Genomic DNA, 15,957 nt, shown 5'->3' with positions numbered 1-15,957 from the left:
GAAATGCGCGAAGCTCTGCCCGACCTGGGCGGCGTTCAGCCTCGCCTCGGCCCTGAGCGAGCCGACATCGCATTCGAGGTGAATGGCGCAACCATCTCGGTCAACGTGCCGCCGCTGCGGCGGCTGTCCTCGGTGCTGCGCGACGAACTGCTTTTGACCGGCACCAAGGTCGGCTGCGACGCCGGCGACTGCGGCGCCTGCACGGTGCTGGTCGACGGCGATCCGGTTTGCGCCTGCCTGATGTCGGCGGCTTCCGCGGCGGGAACGGCTGTGACAACCGTCGAAGGGCTCGCCAATGGCCGGCTGTCGGCGCTGCAGGCCTCGTTCCTCGACCATGGCGCGGCGCAGTGCGGCATCTGCACGCCGGCGCTGCTTGTCGCGGCCACGGCATTGCTGGACAAGAAACCCAACCCGACCGAGATCGAGGTCCAGGACGCGCTGGGCGGCATCCTCTGCCGCTGCACCGGCTACCGCAAGATCATCGCGGCGGTGATGGATGCCTCCCTGCAGGCAGGAAGCCTCGATTTCCGCTTGCCGCGATCGGGCCATGCTGTGGGCTCTTCGCCCATCCGGCTCGACGGCGTGCCGAAGGTCACCGGCGGTGAAAAATTCGGCGGCGATTCCTTCCCCGCCGATGCATTGGCCGTGCTGGTGGTGCGCTCGCCGTATTACCATGCCAGCTTTGCCTTCGGCGACCTCGGTGGCTGGGTGAAGGCGCATCCCGGCATCGCCGGTGTCTTCACCGCAGCCGACATTGCGGGCAAGAACTGCTTCGGCGTTATCGGCCCGTTCGCCGACCAGCCGGCGCTGGCCGAGGGTTTCGCGCGCCTTCGCGGCGAAGCGGTGGCGCTGGTCGCCGGCGAGCGCGAGGCCATCCTCGATCTCGACCTGTCGGATTTCCCAATACGCTGGAGCGAGTTGCCGCAGCTCCTGGAGCCTTGCGAGGCGCAGGCCAGCGGTGCCAGGCTGATCCACGACAACCGCCCGGCGAACCTGCTCACCGCCGGCTTTGTCGAGCGAGGCGATCCCGAGGCGGCGCTTGCCGGCGCTGCCATCACCGTGTCCGGCGCCATCGACACCTCCTATGTCGAGCACGCCTATATCGAGCCGGAAGCCGGCTATGCATATCTGGATGGCGACACGCTGGTCGTCGTCGCCTGCACCCAGGCGCCCTATATGGACCGTGACGAGACCGCGAAGGTGCTCGGCCTGGCCGTCGACAAGGTGCGCATCGTGCCGACCGCGACCGGTGGCGGCTTCGGCTCCAAGCTCGACGTTTCGCTGCAGCCGCTGATCGGCCTTGTGGCGCTGAAGACCGGCCGGCCGGCGGCGCTCACCTACACCCGCAACGAATCGATGATGTCGACCACCAAGCGCCATCCGGCCGAGATGAAGGCGACCATCGGCGCCGATGCCGACGGCCATGTCACCGGCATGATCTTTGCCGGCGACTTCAACACCGGCGCCTATGCCAGCTGGGGGCCGACTGTCGCAAACCGCGTGCCGGTGCACGCTTCCGGCCCGTATGCGACACCGAACTATCGTGCCGAGGGCCGCGCCATTCACACCCATGGGCCGATCTCCGGCGCCTTCCGCGGCTTCGGCGTGCCGCAAGCGACGATCATGCAGGAGACGCTCTATGACGAGCTGGCCGACAAACTGGGCATCGACCGGCTCGAGTTTCGCTTGAAAAACTGCCTTCGGAACGGATCCGAAACGGTTACCGGACAGCGGCTGGAGTCCGGCGTGGGCATTGCCGAATGCCTGGAATCGCTACGGCCGCATTGGGCGCGGGCGAAGGCCGATGCTGCCGCGTTCAACGATACCAACAGGGATAGAAAGCGTGGCGTTGGTGTGGCTTCCTGCTGGTATGGCTGCGGCAACACCTCGCTGCCCAACCCGTCGACCATCCGCGTCGGCATCGCGGCTAGCGGCGACATCATCCTGCATCAGGGCGCAGTCGATATAGGCCAGGGCTCGAACACGGTCATCACCCAGATCTGCGCCGACGCGCTTGGCCTGCCGCTGGATAAATTCCGGCTGAAAAGCGCCGATACCGCGATCACCCCCGATGCCGGCAAGACATCGGCCTCGCGCCAGACTTTCGTGACCGGCAAGGCGGCCGAAAAGGCGGGCCGTGCCTTGCGCGAAAGGATCCTGCGCTTTGCCAACGTCTCTGAGAAAGCATCGCTGCAACTGGACGGCCCGGCGATCATCATCCGCGAGGGCGAGGCGACGCGCCATATCGACCTCGCCGCTTTGGACGTGGATGCCGATGGCTTCGTCTTCCGCGCCGAGGAAAACTACGACCCGCCGACGCTGCCGCTCGACGCCAAGGGCCAGGGCAAGCCCTATGCGGTTTATGGCTACGGTGCGCAGATCGCCGAACTCGAAGTCGATCTCAAGCTCGGCACAGTCGAGCTAATCAAGATCACCGCGGCGCACGACGTCGGCAAGGCGATCAACCCGCTGCTGGTCGAGGGCCAGATCGAAGGCGGCATCGCGCAAGGCATCGGCATGGCGCTGATGGAGGAGTATATCCCCTGCCGCACCGAGAATCTGCACGACTACCTTATTCCGACCATTGGCGACGTGCCGCCGATCGAGACCATCCTGATCGAGGTCCCCGATCCCGAAGGACCGTTCGGTGCCAAGGGCCTGGGCGAGCATGTGCTGATCCCGACGGCGCCGGCGATCCTCAACGCCATCCGCCACGCCACCGGCGTTCTGGTCACCAAGGTTCCGGCGACGCCGACGCGCATCCGCGCCGCCATTCGCGAAAAGGAGGCACGCCCATGAGCGAGCTGGCCGAACGCTTCGAAACCCACGATCCCGGCGAAAAGCGGGTGGCGGAGAAGATCCGCTGCGATGCCTGTCCGGTGATGTGCTACATCGCCGATGGCCGCACCGGCGCCTGCGACCGCTACGGCAATATCGGCGGCAGGATCGTGCGCATGGATCCGCTGACCATCCTCGACCACGCGGCCGAGGCCGGCGCGGCCATGGTGCCGTTCATCGCCGAGGGCGACGCATGGGACGGCGAACTGGTCAACACCGACCGCCGCTTCGTCACCGCCATCGGTGCGGGCACCACCTATCCCGATTACAAGCCGGCTCCGTTCATCGTCAGCCAGCAAGTCGAAGGCGTCGATCTCGTCACCGTCGTTACCGAGGGCATCTTCTCCTACTGCGGCGTCAAGGTGAAGATCGACACCGACCGTCATATCGGGCCCGAGACGGCTACAGTGCGATCGCAAGGCGAAGCGATCGGCCATGTCACGACGGGCGAATACGGCTCGCAGATGCTGTCGCTGGGCGGCGTGCACCACCTGACCGGCGGCTCCAAGTCGGAAGGGCGCGCCACTTGCGACGCGATGCTCAATCTGTGCAACCGCAAGCCGGTGGAGCTCAGCATCGACGGCGGCGCCACCGTCATCGTCGAGGCCGGCAAACCACCGGTTATCGACGGCAAGCAGGAACACCGCATGCGTGTCGGCTGCGGCTCGGCCACCATCGGCATGTTCGCCACGCAATGGCGCGGGCTGGTCGACGAGGTGGTGGTGGTCGACGACCACATCACCGGCGTTGTGTCCGAGCATCAGGCCGGCAAGGTGCTGGGCTGGCAGGACACGGGCATAAAAATCATCGGCCGCCGCTCGACGCCGGGGCGCTATTTCAAGGTGTCCGATCCCGGCCTCGGCTGGGGCGGCACCAGTATATCCGACCCGCTGTCGATCCTCGGCGAGTGGAACGCCAAGAAGGGCGCGCGGCCGGGCCTGTCGCTGCTGATGGTTTCGACCACCGGCGAGCAGTTTGCCTATTACGAACTCGATGACGAATTGAAACCAGTACAGAAACCCTTCCCGGAGCGGCTGCAAAAGTCAGTCGGGCTGATCGAGGACAATTGCGAGCCGGCGCTGTGCACCGTGCTGTTCATCGGCGGCGCCGGTGGCTCGCTGCGCGCCGGCGTCACCGAAAACCCGGTAAACCTCACCCGTTCCGTGCAAGGCCTGAGCACCTACGTGACGGTCGGCGGCGCGCCGGTCTATGTCTGGCCGGGCGGCGGCATCACGCTGATGGTCGATGTCACGCGGGTGCCGGAAGGCGCCTTCGGCTATGTGCCGACCCCGGCGTTGGTGGCGCCGATCGAATTCACGCTGCGCCGCGACGACTATGTCAGGCTCGGCGGCTACGAGGCCGAAATCCGCAGCGTCGAGGATATCGTCGCCAATGGCGGTGAGTATCTCAATCCGCGCCGGGGTACGGGTGCCGCGGCCGGCAATCCATGGCCGCCGTTGGCACAATTGCACCGTGCGCCCCCCAACGGGGCCGGGTGATGTCCGGTCCGCAAGCGCATTGGCTGCAGGACGGCAAGCGGCTGCATCTGAACCACGGGCCGATCGACCTGATCGTCGAGGCCTTTGGCGAGGCGCAGGAGTGCCGCCGGGCCTATGAGCAGGCGGTGGCGCGTTTCCAGACCATCTTGCCGGAGCTGGTCGAGGAATTGCCTGAATTGCGCCAGCCGGCCACGAGCCGACCGCGCGCTTTCGCCGGTTCGACAGCGCAGCGCATGGAAGCGGCCGTCGCGCCCCTAGCGAAAGATTTCATCACGCCGATGGCCGCCGTCGCCGGTTCGGTAGCCGACGAAATGCTCGAGACAATGCTTGCCGGCCGGAAGCTCGACCGCGCCTATGTCAACAATGGCGGTGACAGCGCGATCCATCTCGGCGCCGGCCAGTCGATGACGCTTGCCATCGCCGGCACCGGCCACGGTCTGGCCGATCGCATCGTCATCCATGCCGGCGATGGCGTGCGCGGCGTCGCCACCAGCGGCTGGCGTGGACGCTCGTTTTCGCTTGGCATCGCCGATGCCGTCACCGTGCTGGCGCGGACCGGGGCCGAGGCCGATGCCGCCGCGACGCTGATCGCCAATGCCGTCGACCTGCCCGGCCATCCATCCATCCGGCGCGTGCCGGCGCGCGACCTGGCGCCGGACAGCGACCTTGGCGACAGGTTGGTGACGCAAGAGGTAAACCGGCTTTCTTCAGGGGAAATCACCACGGCGCTGGACGGCGGACTTGCCGTCGCCGAAGATTTCCGCCGCAGGGGATTGATCGCAGCATCGGCGCTGTTTCTTGCCGGCCAGACCCGCATCAGTGGTTCCATGGCGCTTGCCGCGCCCGACAAAAGTCCAGGGAAGGAAGTTGCCCATGCCTGAGTTTCCGATCCGCAAGATCGCGGTTCTGACCGAAGAGATCTTTCACGAGGGCGGGCCGGTGGCCAAGGTGCCGCGCCGGCGCGCCGCCGCCATGGCGCTGGTCAAGAACCCGTTCGCCGGGCGCTATGTCGAGGAGTTGCAGAGCGCCATGGACGATCTGAAGCCGCTCGGCCTGCTGCTGGCCGACCGGCTGATCGAGGCGCTCGGCGGCGACGTGAAGCAGATCGACGGCTATGGCAAGGGCGCCATTGTCGGCACCGCAGGCGAACTGGAGCACGGCGCGCTGTGGCATGTGCCCGGCGGCTACGCCATGCGCGAGCGGCTCGGCGATGCCAAGGCGATCGTGCCGTCGGCGAAGAAGGTCGGCGCCTTCGGCTCCAGGCTCGACGTGCCGCTTGGCCACATCAACGCCGCCTATGTGCGCAGCCATTTCGACGCCATGGAAGTCGGCATCAGCGACGGCCCGCGCCCCGACGAGATCCTGTTCTGCCTCGCCATGACCTGTGGCCCACGCGTGCACGACCGCATGGGCGGCCTGGCGGCTGGGGATATCAAGGCCTGGGACGGGCTGCGGTGAGCGCCGAGGACAATCTGCTGAAGCTGGTCGAGGCCGAAGAGCCTGACGAAAACGACTATCGCTTGCAGGAGCAGGTCGGTTTCATCCTGCGCAAGGCGCATCAGCGCCATGTCTCGATCTTCGCCGCCCATATCGCCGATCTGACGCCGCCGCAATTCGCGGCGCTGGCCAAGCTGCGCGATGTCGGCGAGACCTCGCAGAACCAGCTCGGCACGCTGATCGCCATGGACGCGGCGACGGTGAAGGGTGTCATCGACCGGCTGAAGGCGCGCGGCCTGGTCGATCTCTCCAAGCATGAGGTCGACAAAAGGCGGCTGCTGGTCAATTTGACCGCCGAAGGCCGCGACGCGGTCGAACGCCTGATCCCGCTTGCCCGCGACATCACCCAGGAAACACTGGCGCCGCTCTCGGCCAAGGAGATCGCCACATTCATGAAGCTGCTGGCGAAACTGGCCTGAGGCTCGACAGGCCCGAGCGTCTTTCGCACAAGGTAGCGTTCAGAGCTTGAACGCCTCCGAAGAAAGCTCCCGCAGCTTTGGGAAGACGCCCTTGCCGCCCGTGATGACCAGCGTTCCGTCCTGCAGCACCGTCTTCGGATCGGGTTTCACGACCATGCCGCCGGCTTCCTCGACCAGAAGCATGCCAGCCAGGCAATCCCAGGCGTTCATGTGCTCCTCGACATAGCCAAGCAGGCGGCCGGCGGCGACATAGGCGAGCATCAAGGCGCCCGATGCGTTGCGAAAGAAGACGCCGCCTTCGGCCAGCAGCATGCGGACCAGCACGGCGACATTTTCGGTGTCGGCACGGTTTGAAAATCCGGTCCCGACGGATCCCTCTTCCAGGCTGGTGCCCGCACTGGTCCTGATCGGTCTGCCGTTGACGAAGGCGCCGCCGCCGAGCCGGCCGTGAAACGTCTCGCCGGTCGACGGTTCGTGGATCACGCCAACCACGGTCTCGCCATGCAGGGCGCAGGCGATCACCACGCACCAGGCCGGGATGCCGCGCACGAAATTGGCGGTGCCGTCGATGGGATCGATCACCCAGTCATAGCCAGTCGTGCCGGCGACCGAGGCATGCTCCTCGCCGACGATGCCGTCTTGCGGATAGTCGGTGGCAATGGCCGCGCGGATGAACAGTTCGACCTCGCGGTCTGCTTCAGAGACCAGGTCCTGATGGCCCTTGCTCTCGATGGTCAGGCTGTCGAGGTCGCGGAAGTACTTCAGGCCGAGTTCGCCGGCACGCCGCGCTAGTTCGATGGCAAACTGCATGCGTGCGTCATGGTCATTTTTCACGGGGGAGCTCGGTCTTGCGGAAGGGTGCCCCGCCCTTAGCAGAAGCACCCCGTATCCTCCAAGCCAAGAATATCAGGCCGCCTGCGACAGCGATTTGTGGGCCTCGGCCAGGATCTCGAACGACCGCACGCGGGCCGCGTGGTCGAAGATCTGCGCGGTGACCATCAACTCGTCGGCGCCGGTGCGGCGCACGAACGCATCGATGCCTTGCCGGACCGTTTCCGGAGACCCGACGACAGCGCAGGACAGCGCCTGGCCAAGCATGGTCTTGGCCATCGGATCGAGATCGCGGTCATAGTTCTCGACCGGCGGAGGCAGCCGACCGGGCCGGCCGGTGCGCAGATTGACGAAAGCCTGTTGCAGCGAGGTGAACAGCAGCCTCGCCTCCGCATCGGTGGGCGCGGCAAAGACGTTGAGGCCGAGCATCACATGCGGTTTGTCGAGCTGCTCCGACGGCTGGAAGCGCGAGCGGTAGACGTCCAGGGCATGGTCGAGTTCCGCCGGCGCGAAATGCGAGGCAAAGGCATAGGGCAGGCCGAGCATGGCGGCGAGCTGGGCGCCGTAGAGGCTGGAACCGAGTATCCAGATCGGCACGTTCTGGCCCTCGCCCGGCACGGCTCGGATGCGCTGGCCTTCCTCGGCCGGCTGGAAATAGCCCATCAGCTCGACGACATCCTGCGGGAAATTGTCTACGCCGGCCTCGAGGTTGCGCCGCAAGGCGCGTGCGGTGCCCATGTCGGTGCCGGGCGCGCGGCCGAGGCCGAGATCGATGCGGCCCGGATGCAAGGCGGCCAGCGTGCCGAACTGTTCGGCAATCACCAGCGGCGAATGGTTGGGCAGCATGATGCCGCCGGCGCCGACGCGAATGGTCCTGGTGCCGCCGGCGACATGGGCAATGACGACCGCGGTGGCGGCACTGGCGATGCCGGGCATGTTGTGATGCTCGGCCAGCCAGTAGCGCTTGTAACCCAGCCGCTCGGCATGACGGGCAAGATCGAGCGAGTTGGCGAGCGACTGGGAGGCATCGCTGCCTTCGATGATCGGCGACAGGTCGAGAACGGAAAGAGCGGTCATGAACGGGATCCTGTGTAAGGACCGCATGTAGGGAGCGCCCGGCGACGCCGCAAATTCAAAAATATTGATCAGCCCTTTGCGGATTCCGTGTCGGCGATGTCATCTTCGACGACGACGGCCGTGTGCTGCGCGGCGAGGAAGTTGCCGACAGGGCTGAGCCCGTCGAAATGATCGCAGAACACCTTGATGACGACCAGCAGCGGAACCGCCATCAGGGCGCCGACGAAGCCCCAGAGCCACGACCAGAAGGCGATGGCGATGAAGATCGCCACGGCGTTGATCTCGAGGCGCCGGCCGACCACCATCGGTGTCACGAACTGGCCTTCGACGATGTCGCACACCAGCACGAAGGCCGGCGCCAGCAGCGCGTAGGAGATGGTGTCGAAGCTGATCAGCGCCATGACCGCGACAAGCACGATGGTCATCAGCGCCCCGACATAAGGCAGGAAATTGAGCAGGGCCGCGGCGACGCCCCAGACCAGTGGGTTGGGCATGCCGAGCGCCCACAAGCCAAGGCCGATGACCGTGCCAAGACCGGCATTGATGATGGTGACGGTGAGCAGATAGTGCGAGATTTCCCGTTCCACGTCATAGACGACGCGCAGCGCCCGCTTCTTTTCGCTGAGGCTGGCGAAGGACTGGATGATCTTCTCATAAAACATCGTGCCCGAAGCGAGCAGGAACAGCGACAGCACGAAGATGATGGTGAGGCCTGTTCCAGCCGACAGGATGTTGCTGGCCGCCGACGACAGGATGCCTGATTGGGCGACCGCCACCTTCTGGATGCCGGACTCCTGCGACGTCTCGGTCAGTTGCTCGATCTGGTGCGAGATCTGCATGATCCTCTCGAACGGACGCCGCAATTGCGCCAGCCGTTCGGTGAGCTGCTGGCCGATCGATGAGGTGTTGTTGATGAGGTCGATAACCGGGCCGCTGAGCAGATAGCCTGCACTAGCGAAAATGCAGACCGACAACAGCACCAGAAGGGTCGCAGAAACCACCTCGGGAACGCCGCGCCTGCGCAGAAGCCGGACGATCGGTGTCAGTGTCAGCGCCAGCAGGAAAGCCAGGATCACCGGCATGAAGAAGGCGCGGGCGAAGTAAAGCGCGTAGATGGCCATGAACAGGAAGATGCCGACGAGCAGCGAACGCATAAGATGCGTGTCCGCGCGAGCCGCTGCGCGCGGGTCTTCAGGCTCGGCAACGCCTGTGCCTAAAGCGGCAGGTTCGGCTTTCATCATGGACCCTCACCGGCGCACCGCAATTGGTGCAATCCAATGACGAAAACGCCTCTACCGGCGCTTGGGTTCCGTCAGCCGGGCACAAGGCCCGGAGCGCGGACCTCCCGCTGACCTATGCAACGGGCGCCGGCACCGCGGGCGCGGACTTCGCCGTTTCCTTGCGCACGATCGGCGCCACCCTGGTGCCGTAGAGCTCGATTGCCTTCATGATCCTGGCATGCGGCATGGTGCCGATCGCCATCTGCAGCAAGAAGCGGTCATTGCCGAAGATCCTGTGCTGGGCGACGATTTTTTCGGCCACCTGCTCGGGATTGCCGACGAACAGGGCGCCATTGGGGCCACGCGACTGGTCGAAATGCGCCCGCGACGTTGGGCCCCAGCCGCGCTCGCGACCGATGCGGTTCATCACCTCGGCTTGCGGGTCGTAGAAATCATCGGCCGCCTGCTCGGTCGTTTCGGCGATGAAACCGTGCACGTTGATGCTGGTGGCGAGGCTTGCCGGATCGTTGCCGGCGCGCTTGGCCGCCTCCCGATAGAGATCGAACAGCGGCGCGAAACGCGCCGGCTCGCCGCCGATGATGGCGAGCGCCAGCGGCAGGCCGAGCGCACCGGCCCGCGCCGCCGATTGCGGCGTGCCGCCGATGGCGATCCAGACCGGCAGCCTGTCCTGGAACGGCCTTGGATAGACGCCGCGATCGTTGATCGGCGCACGCAGATTGCCGGACCAGGTGACCTTCACATGATCGCGGATGGCAAGCAGGAGGTCGAGCTTTTCGGCGAACAGCTCGTCATAGTCCTCCAGATTGTAGCCGAACAGCGGGAAGGATTCGATGAACGAGCCGCGCCCCGCCATGATCTCGGCGCGGCCGCCCGACAGAAGATCGAGCGTGGCGAACTGCTGGAAGACGCGCACCGGATCATCGGAGGACAGGACTGTGACCGCGCTGGTCAGCTTGATGCGCTTCGAGCGCTCGGCGGCAGCGGCCAGCGCCACGACCGGCGCGGAGGCGGCGTAGTCGGGCCGGTGATGCTCGCCGAGACCGAAGACGTCGAGGCCGACCTGGTCAGCCAGTTCGACCTCCTCGATCAGGTTGCGCAGTCGTTCATGCGGGCCGATGGCGCCGGGGCCCGGCTGCGGGCTGACGTCGGCGAAGGTGTAGAGACCGAGTTCCATTCGAATGTCATCCTGGTGTTGGAGTTTCGGGCTAGAGGTAGCCATCGACCCGCCTCGCCGCCAGAGGGGCGGACGGTGAACAGTGCATGTCGGTCCGGCCAAAAATACGTCTCCCAGGTGCAACATCGCGGAATTTCATGGCTGGCATGCCGTTTTGGCGCTTGAACTCTCGGCATTCGCGCGTATGTAAGCGTCGCGAATTGACTTCAGGGAAGTGGACTTGGCTATCTACAGGGAAAAAGACATTTTCGAGCGGCGCAATGCTGCAAACGAGGCAAAGAAGGCGCTTCTGGAGCGCTTCAAGTCAAAGCCGGCAGCAGACGATCCGACGGTGCTGGCACGACAGGCCGAACGCAAGGCAATCCTTGAGGCTCGCCAGATACGCGAGGCTGAAAAGGCCAGGCTGAAGCAGGAAAAGCTGGCACGCGAGGCGGTCGAGAAGGCCGAGCGCGAGGCAGCAGCCGAAGCGGCGCGCATCGCGGCCGAAGAGGCGGCGCAGGCTGAAGCCAAGATTCGGGAAGCCGAAGAAAACGAGCGTATCGCCCGTTTGCTGGCCGACGAAGCCGAACGCAAGGCCAAGCGCGACGCGCGTTATGCGGCACGCAAGCAGCGCACGGGCAGGACGCCTCCAGGCTTCTCCGCCCGCTAGCCTCCAGGCAACGGAGCAATCTGCTTCAAAGATCAGGGTCGCCTTGCAGCGGCCCTGAACGTGTTTATCCAATGCATGTCTCGCAAATGAGGCCCCGGTTTTGGGAGGACGACATGCAAGACCCTAAAGCGCCTCACCCGAATCCGGCCAAACGCGACGCGCTTTAGAGCAATTCCAGGAAAAGTGTGAAGCGGTTTTCCCGGGAAGAGCGCGTAGCGCTTTCCCTTAGGGAATTGCGTAAGACAAAAAGATAGAGCGGTATGATCAGGCGGCGAACTTCAGCCCCATGATGCCGCAGACAATGAGCGCGATGCAGGCCAGCCTGATCGCGGTGGCCGGCTCGCCGAGCAGCCAGATGCCGAGCAGCGCCGTGCCGACGGTACCGATGCCGGTCCACACCGCATAGGCGGTGCCGACGGGCAGCGCCTTCAGCGCCAGGCCGAGCAGAGTGAGGCTGACGATCATCGAGGCAACGGTCAGCACGGTCGGCATCAGCTTCGAGAAGCCGTCCGTGTATTTGAGGCCGATTGCCCAGCCGATCTCGAACAGGCCGGCAAAAAACAGAAAAATCCACGCCATCGACTACGCTCCATCAAAGCATCGGACCGAATTCGGATTCGGTATCCGACGCTCAATCAACAATGGCGGGTCGTCCCGGCCGGATTTTCGGGGAAAGCGCGAGGTCGTCCCCGCCCCGCCAATATAAGAAATTCGAGCGCTCGATCAACAACGACCGGCAACAACATTGCCGGTCGCAATCCCGTTCGGACGGGTATTGCCCGGACCTACTTGTCCTTGAGCTTCATCGCCTTGACCGGCGGCGCCTTCAGGGCCGGAGCCGGGGCTGGCTTCTTGGCATCCTTCTTCGGCTTGCGGGCTTCCTTGCCTGCCTTCATCGCACCTTTAGCCATGATTCGTTCCTCCGATTGCGGGAAGCGAAGTGAAACAAGAGAAACGTCCGACTGCAAGAGGCCAGCGCCTATCGACACGGCCAGCCGGCCGCTTTTAACCGGTTTCTAATTTGCTCGTAAACCACGCCGGTCCGTGCCATGGTCATCTTCGCACTGCAGCATCAGCCCGGCTTTTCGCCGGGCGATGAACAGGCAGGCCGGTCAGGACGACAATGCGAATCCATATCGGCTGCGAGATGAGCTTCGACTTTCCCCAGGAAACCCCGCTCATCGCGATGCTGAATGTTCACTATTCCCGCGCCTCCGACCTTGAGCGGCCCGACTTTTTGACCTCCAACCCGCCCGTGCCGATCGAGAGTTATCGCGACAGTTTCGGCAATTGGTGCAACCGGTTCGTAGCACCGCCAGGGCGGTTTACTTTTGGCACCGACGCGGTGATCCGCGATCCCGGCACCTTCGAGATGGGCGACCTGATGGCCTGGCAGCACGAGGTGCGCGACCTGCCGGCGGATACACTGCTATTTCTGCTGCCCAGCCGCTTTTGCGAGAGCGACCTTCTGGCAAGCGAGGCGTGGCGGCTGTTCGGCCACACGCCGCTCGGCATTGCGCGTGTGCAGGCGGTCTGCGACTTTGTCCACAATCATATCGTCTTCAACTACGGCAATGCGCGGCCGACACGCACCGCTGCGGAAGCCTATCGCGAACAGAGTGGTGTCTGCCGCGACTTCGCGCATCTCGCGGTCACCTTCTGCCGGGCGCTCAACATCCCGACGCGCTACTGCACCGGCTACATCAGCGACATCGGCACGCCGAAGCCGTGGTCGAGCATGGATTTCGCCGCCTGGATGGAGGTCTATCTCGGCGGCCGCTGGCATGCCTTCGACCCGCGCAACAATGCGCCGCGCATCGGCCGCATCCTGATCGCCTCCGGTCGTGACGCCGCCGACGTGCCGCTGACCCATATCTTCGGGCCGGGCACGCTCGCCGGTTTCAAAGTTTGGACCGACGAGATCGTCGAATAGTCGACCGAACGAGCCGAGGGTTCGCGCGTTATGCTGTCTTGTGGAGCTTTGACGGGCTGGCCGTTAGGCTGGCGCCTTGAACGGGGGCAGCATCATGGCCGGGCATGGCGGCTCAAAAAGGGTGATCTACGCGGCGCTCGCCGGCAATCTCGCCATCGCATTGACCAAGTTCGCTGCCGCTTTCTTCACCGGCAGTTCGGCGATGCTGTCGGAAGGCGTGCACTCACTGGTCGATACCGGCAATGGCGGCCTGCTGCTCTATGGCATGCACCGCGCCGCCCGCCCGGCCGATCGGACGCATCCGCTCGGTCACGGCCGCGAACTCTATTTCTGGAGTTTCATCGTCGCCCTTCTGGTCTTCGCGCTGGGCGCCGGCGTCTCCTTCTACGAAGGTGTGATCCACATCATGGCGCCGGAGCCGGTCGTCAACGCCAAGGTGAACTACATCGTTCTTGGCCTGTCCTTCCTGTTCGAGGGCAGCTCCTGGCTGGTGGCGCTGAAGGAGTTCCGCCAGCAGAAGGGCAAGCAGGGCTGGCTGCAGGCCGTGCAGTCGAGCAAGGACCCCAGCGTCTACACTGTGCTGTTCGAGGACAGCGCCGCCCTGCTCGGCCTGATCGTCGCCTTCGCCGGCATCCTGACAGCGGAACTGCTGGAGATGCCGGAGCTCGACGGCGCCGCCTCGATCGGCATTGGGTTGATCCTGGGCGCGACGGCGATCTTCCTGGCCCGCGAAAGCAAGGGTCTGCTGATCGGCGAGCCGGCCTCCCCAGAGGTGCAGAGACACGTGCTGGCGATCGTCCAGCAGGATCCGGCGGTGCAGCAGGCGAACGGCGTCCTGACCGTCCACATGGGACCGCAAGAGATCGTCGCTGCTCTCAGCATCGAGTTCGAGGATCACCTGACGGCGCCGGAGATTGAAGCCTGTGTGGAGCGCCTGGAGGCGCGGCTGAAAACAGAGATGCCGGAGATCGCCAGGCTGTTCGTCAAGCCGCAGACCACCGGGACCTGGGAACAGCGGCGCAAGATTGTTGAAGCCGCGTCAGGAGACGAGCCGGATCAGGCCGGTTAAGATGTCGGCGAAGCAGGGAGAAACAAGATGAAAATCGACGGCGGCTGCCATTGCGGCGCTATCACCTACGAGGCGGAGGTCGACGCGGAAAAGACCTCGATCTGCCACTGCACTGACTGCCAGAAACTGACCGGCACGGCCTTTCGGGTGACTGTTCCGGCGCCTGAGGATCACTACCGGATCACCAAGGGTACGCCGAAAATCTATATCAAGACCGGGGCAAGCGGCGCCAAGCGCGCCCAGGCTTTTTGTGCCGACTGCGGCTCGCACCTTTACGCCACCTCGGTTGGAGATGGTCCAAAGGTCTATGGAATTCGAGCGGGAACCGCGCGGCAACGCGAGGATTTGGTCCCGACACAGCAGAAATGGCACAGTTCAGCGCTGCACTGGCTGCCGGAATTCCAGGGCATGACCACCGTGGAGGAGCAGTAGCGCCGCTGCGGCGTCAGTCGTCGCCTTCGACGACCCTCAGCCTGAGCTGCCCGGTCTTCGAATCGGCGACGCGGGTCCCTGTCTCGACCTTCGCGGTTGCAGCCCGTGATGCGGCTTCGGGGCCAGCCTCACCGTCGGGCTGCTCACCGAACTCCAGCGCCTCGATCTTCTGGCCGCGCCTGGTGACCTTCGACGTCGAGACGAGGATGTCGTCGATGTCCTTGGCCGACTGGCCGAAATGGACCTGCAGCTTGCGCACCCGCTCGTCGACGCGCGCAACGTCTTCCATCAGCCGGATGACCTCGCCCTGAATCAGATGCGCCTGTTCGCGCATGCGGGCGTCCTTGAGGATGGCCTGGATGACCTGGATCGACAGCATCAGCAGCGACGGCGAGACGATGACGACGCGGGCGCGGTGCGCCTTGTGGACGATGGCCTCGAAATTCTCGTGAATCTCGGCGAACACCGATTCCGACGGCACGAACATGAAGGCGGTGTCCTGCGTCTCGCCCTGGATCAGATATTTCTCGGATATATCACGGACATGGATCTCGATGTCGCGGCGGAAGGCCTGGGCAGCAACCTTCTGCAGGTCGGCGCCATCGGCGGCGCGGATGGCGTTCCAGGCTTCGAGCGGAAATTTGGCATCGATGGCAAGCGACGGCGCGCCATTCGGCATCTTCACCAGGCAGTCCGGCCGGCTGCCGTTCGACAGCGTTGCCTGGAACTCGTAGGCGCCATGCGGCAGGCCGTCGGCAACGATCGCCTCCATGCGCGACTGGCCGAAGGCGCCGCGCGTCTGCTTGTTGGAAAGGATCGCCTGCAACTGCACGACCTGGCCGGCAAGCGACTGGATGTTGCCTTGCGCGGTGTCGATGATCGCCAGCCGTTCCTGCAATTTGGCCAGGCTCTCATGCGTGGATTTGGTCTGCTCGGTCATGGTCTGGCCGATGCGGCCGGTCATGGCGTCGAGGCGCTGGCCGATCGACTGCGTCAGCTCGGCTTGGCGTGCTCCGAACACTTCGGCGATGGCGCCCATGCGGCCCTGCATCTCGGCCTGGCTTTGCAAAATGCCGGCCATCCGCGCCTCGGCGTCGCGGGCATGATCGGCGGCCTCAGCGGCGGCGACGGCGCGCGCCTTGGCCGAACGCCACAGCGCGATGACAAGCGCCACGAACAGGCCGACAAACAGCAATGCGCCGACGGCCAGCGCATGGCCGAGCGTGATCGTGGAGGCGCCAAGCCGGGCGACAGGCTCCGAAAGGATGGATGTCAGATCATTCATGTGGACAGCATAG

At 64.8% G+C, this 15,957-nt stretch carries 16 protein-coding genes; 9 read left to right on the top strand and 7 right to left on the bottom strand.

Going from position 1 to position 15,957, the window contains the following annotated elements:
- Nucleotides 1-3 precede the first annotated feature (3 nt).
- The 5 genes from AC1D2G_RS03840 to AC1D2G_RS03820 are packed head-to-tail and all read left to right on the top strand — an operon-like array spanning nucleotide 4 to nucleotide 6,253.
- Complete coding sequence (locus tag AC1D2G_RS03840; RefSeq protein ID WP_477393258.1) at nucleotides 4-2,799, top strand: molybdopterin-dependent oxidoreductase; 2,796 nt, start codon at nucleotides 4-6, stop codon at nucleotides 2,797-2,799.
- On the top strand, nucleotides 2,796-4,337 hold the full coding sequence (locus AC1D2G_RS03835; protein WP_477412101.1) for a 6-hydroxynicotinate reductase: 1,542 nt from the start codon (nucleotides 2,796-2,798) through the stop codon (nucleotides 4,335-4,337). The genes AC1D2G_RS03840 and AC1D2G_RS03835 overlap by 4 nt, the downstream gene beginning before the upstream one ends.
- A complete protein-coding gene (locus AC1D2G_RS03830) occupies nucleotides 4,337-5,218 on the top strand; it encodes a UPF0280 family protein (RefSeq protein ID WP_477393107.1) in 882 nt (293 codons plus the stop codon). The genes AC1D2G_RS03835 and AC1D2G_RS03830 overlap by 1 nt, the downstream gene beginning before the upstream one ends.
- Nucleotides 5,211-5,795, top strand: coding sequence for an amino acid synthesis family protein (locus AC1D2G_RS03825; protein WP_095083427.1), 585 nt, complete (start codon nucleotides 5,211-5,213; stop codon nucleotides 5,793-5,795). Before AC1D2G_RS03830 ends, AC1D2G_RS03825 begins: the two co-directional genes overlap by 8 nt.
- Nucleotides 5,792-6,253 carry a MarR family winged helix-turn-helix transcriptional regulator gene (locus AC1D2G_RS03820; RefSeq protein WP_095083429.1) on the top strand — a complete coding sequence of 154 codons (462 nt, stop codon included), beginning with the start codon at nucleotides 5,792-5,794 and terminating at the stop codon, nucleotides 6,251-6,253. Before AC1D2G_RS03825 ends, AC1D2G_RS03820 begins: the two co-directional genes overlap by 4 nt.
- Nucleotides 6,254-6,292: 39 nt before the next feature.
- On the opposite strand, the gene AC1D2G_RS03815 is transcribed toward AC1D2G_RS03820, so the two are convergent.
- The 4 genes from AC1D2G_RS03815 to AC1D2G_RS03800 all read right to left on the bottom strand — a co-directional run bounded on the left by AC1D2G_RS03815 (nucleotide 6,293) and on the right by AC1D2G_RS03800 (nucleotide 10,576).
- Nucleotides 6,293-7,087 carry an inositol monophosphatase family protein gene (locus AC1D2G_RS03815; protein WP_477412099.1) on the bottom strand — a complete coding sequence of 265 codons (795 nt, stop codon included), beginning with the start codon at nucleotides 7,085-7,087 and terminating at the stop codon, nucleotides 6,293-6,295.
- A 72-nt stretch (nucleotides 7,088-7,159) separates the two neighbouring features.
- Nucleotides 7,160-8,161 carry an LLM class flavin-dependent oxidoreductase gene (locus tag AC1D2G_RS03810; protein WP_477412097.1) on the bottom strand — a complete coding sequence of 334 codons (1,002 nt, stop codon included), beginning with the start codon at nucleotides 8,159-8,161 and terminating at the stop codon, nucleotides 7,160-7,162.
- Nucleotides 8,162-8,229: 68 nt separating this feature from the next.
- Nucleotides 8,230-9,399: an AI-2E family transporter gene (locus AC1D2G_RS03805; protein WP_477412443.1), complete on the bottom strand. Its 1,170-nt coding sequence runs from the start codon at nucleotides 9,397-9,399 to the stop codon at nucleotides 8,230-8,232.
- A 115-nt stretch (nucleotides 9,400-9,514) separates the two neighbouring features.
- Nucleotides 9,515-10,576 (bottom strand): LLM class flavin-dependent oxidoreductase, encoded by a 1,062-nt coding sequence (locus AC1D2G_RS03800; protein ID WP_477412095.1) that lies wholly within the window; start codon nucleotides 10,574-10,576, stop codon nucleotides 9,515-9,517.
- 220 nt (nucleotides 10,577-10,796) lie between these two features.
- Between AC1D2G_RS03800 and AC1D2G_RS03795 the strand changes: the two genes are divergently transcribed.
- Nucleotides 10,797-11,225, top strand: a complete 429-nt coding sequence (locus AC1D2G_RS03795; protein ID WP_184872979.1) for a DUF6481 family protein — start codon at nucleotides 10,797-10,799, stop codon at nucleotides 11,223-11,225.
- Nucleotides 11,226-11,489: 264 nt separating this feature from the next.
- Here the strand turns inward: AC1D2G_RS03795 and sugE are convergent, their stop codons facing one another.
- Nucleotides 11,490-11,804 carry a quaternary ammonium compound efflux SMR transporter SugE gene (gene sugE / locus AC1D2G_RS03790; RefSeq protein ID WP_095083439.1) on the bottom strand — a complete coding sequence of 105 codons (315 nt, stop codon included), beginning with the start codon at nucleotides 11,802-11,804 and terminating at the stop codon, nucleotides 11,490-11,492.
- 206 nt (nucleotides 11,805-12,010) lie between these two features.
- The gene (locus tag AC1D2G_RS03785) at nucleotides 12,011-12,136 is read right to left on the bottom strand and encodes a hypothetical protein (protein ID WP_013528464.1); all 126 of its coding nucleotides are present in this window, start codon (nucleotides 12,134-12,136) and stop codon (nucleotides 12,011-12,013) included.
- A 212-nt stretch (nucleotides 12,137-12,348) separates the two neighbouring features.
- Here AC1D2G_RS03785 and AC1D2G_RS03780 point away from each other — a divergent pair, with 212 nt between their 5' ends.
- From AC1D2G_RS03780 to AC1D2G_RS03770, 3 genes are all read left to right on the top strand, one after another.
- Nucleotides 12,349-13,158 carry a transglutaminase-like domain-containing protein gene (locus AC1D2G_RS03780; RefSeq protein ID WP_477281094.1) on the top strand — a complete coding sequence of 270 codons (810 nt, stop codon included), beginning with the start codon at nucleotides 12,349-12,351 and terminating at the stop codon, nucleotides 13,156-13,158.
- A gap of 94 nt (nucleotides 13,159-13,252) precedes the next feature.
- Nucleotides 13,253-14,227: a cation diffusion facilitator family transporter gene (locus AC1D2G_RS03775; protein ID WP_477412441.1), complete on the top strand. Its 975-nt coding sequence runs from the start codon at nucleotides 13,253-13,255 to the stop codon at nucleotides 14,225-14,227.
- A 27-nt stretch (nucleotides 14,228-14,254) separates the two neighbouring features.
- Entirely contained in the window at nucleotides 14,255-14,659 is a 405-nt protein-coding gene (locus AC1D2G_RS03770; RefSeq protein WP_477412093.1) for a GFA family protein, read from the top strand.
- A gap of 13 nt (nucleotides 14,660-14,672) precedes the next feature.
- Here AC1D2G_RS03770 and AC1D2G_RS03765 read toward each other — a convergent pair whose 3' ends face one another.
- Entirely contained in the window at nucleotides 14,673-15,944 is a 1,272-nt protein-coding gene (locus AC1D2G_RS03765; protein WP_477393119.1) for a DNA recombination protein RmuC, read from the bottom strand.
- Nucleotides 15,945-15,957: the final 13 nt, after the last annotated feature.

Source organism: Mesorhizobium sp. P2_C7, assembly GCF_056404515.1.
Note: the sequence above shows the minus strand (reverse complement) of the source record. Positions and strands in the feature narration are given on the sequence as shown.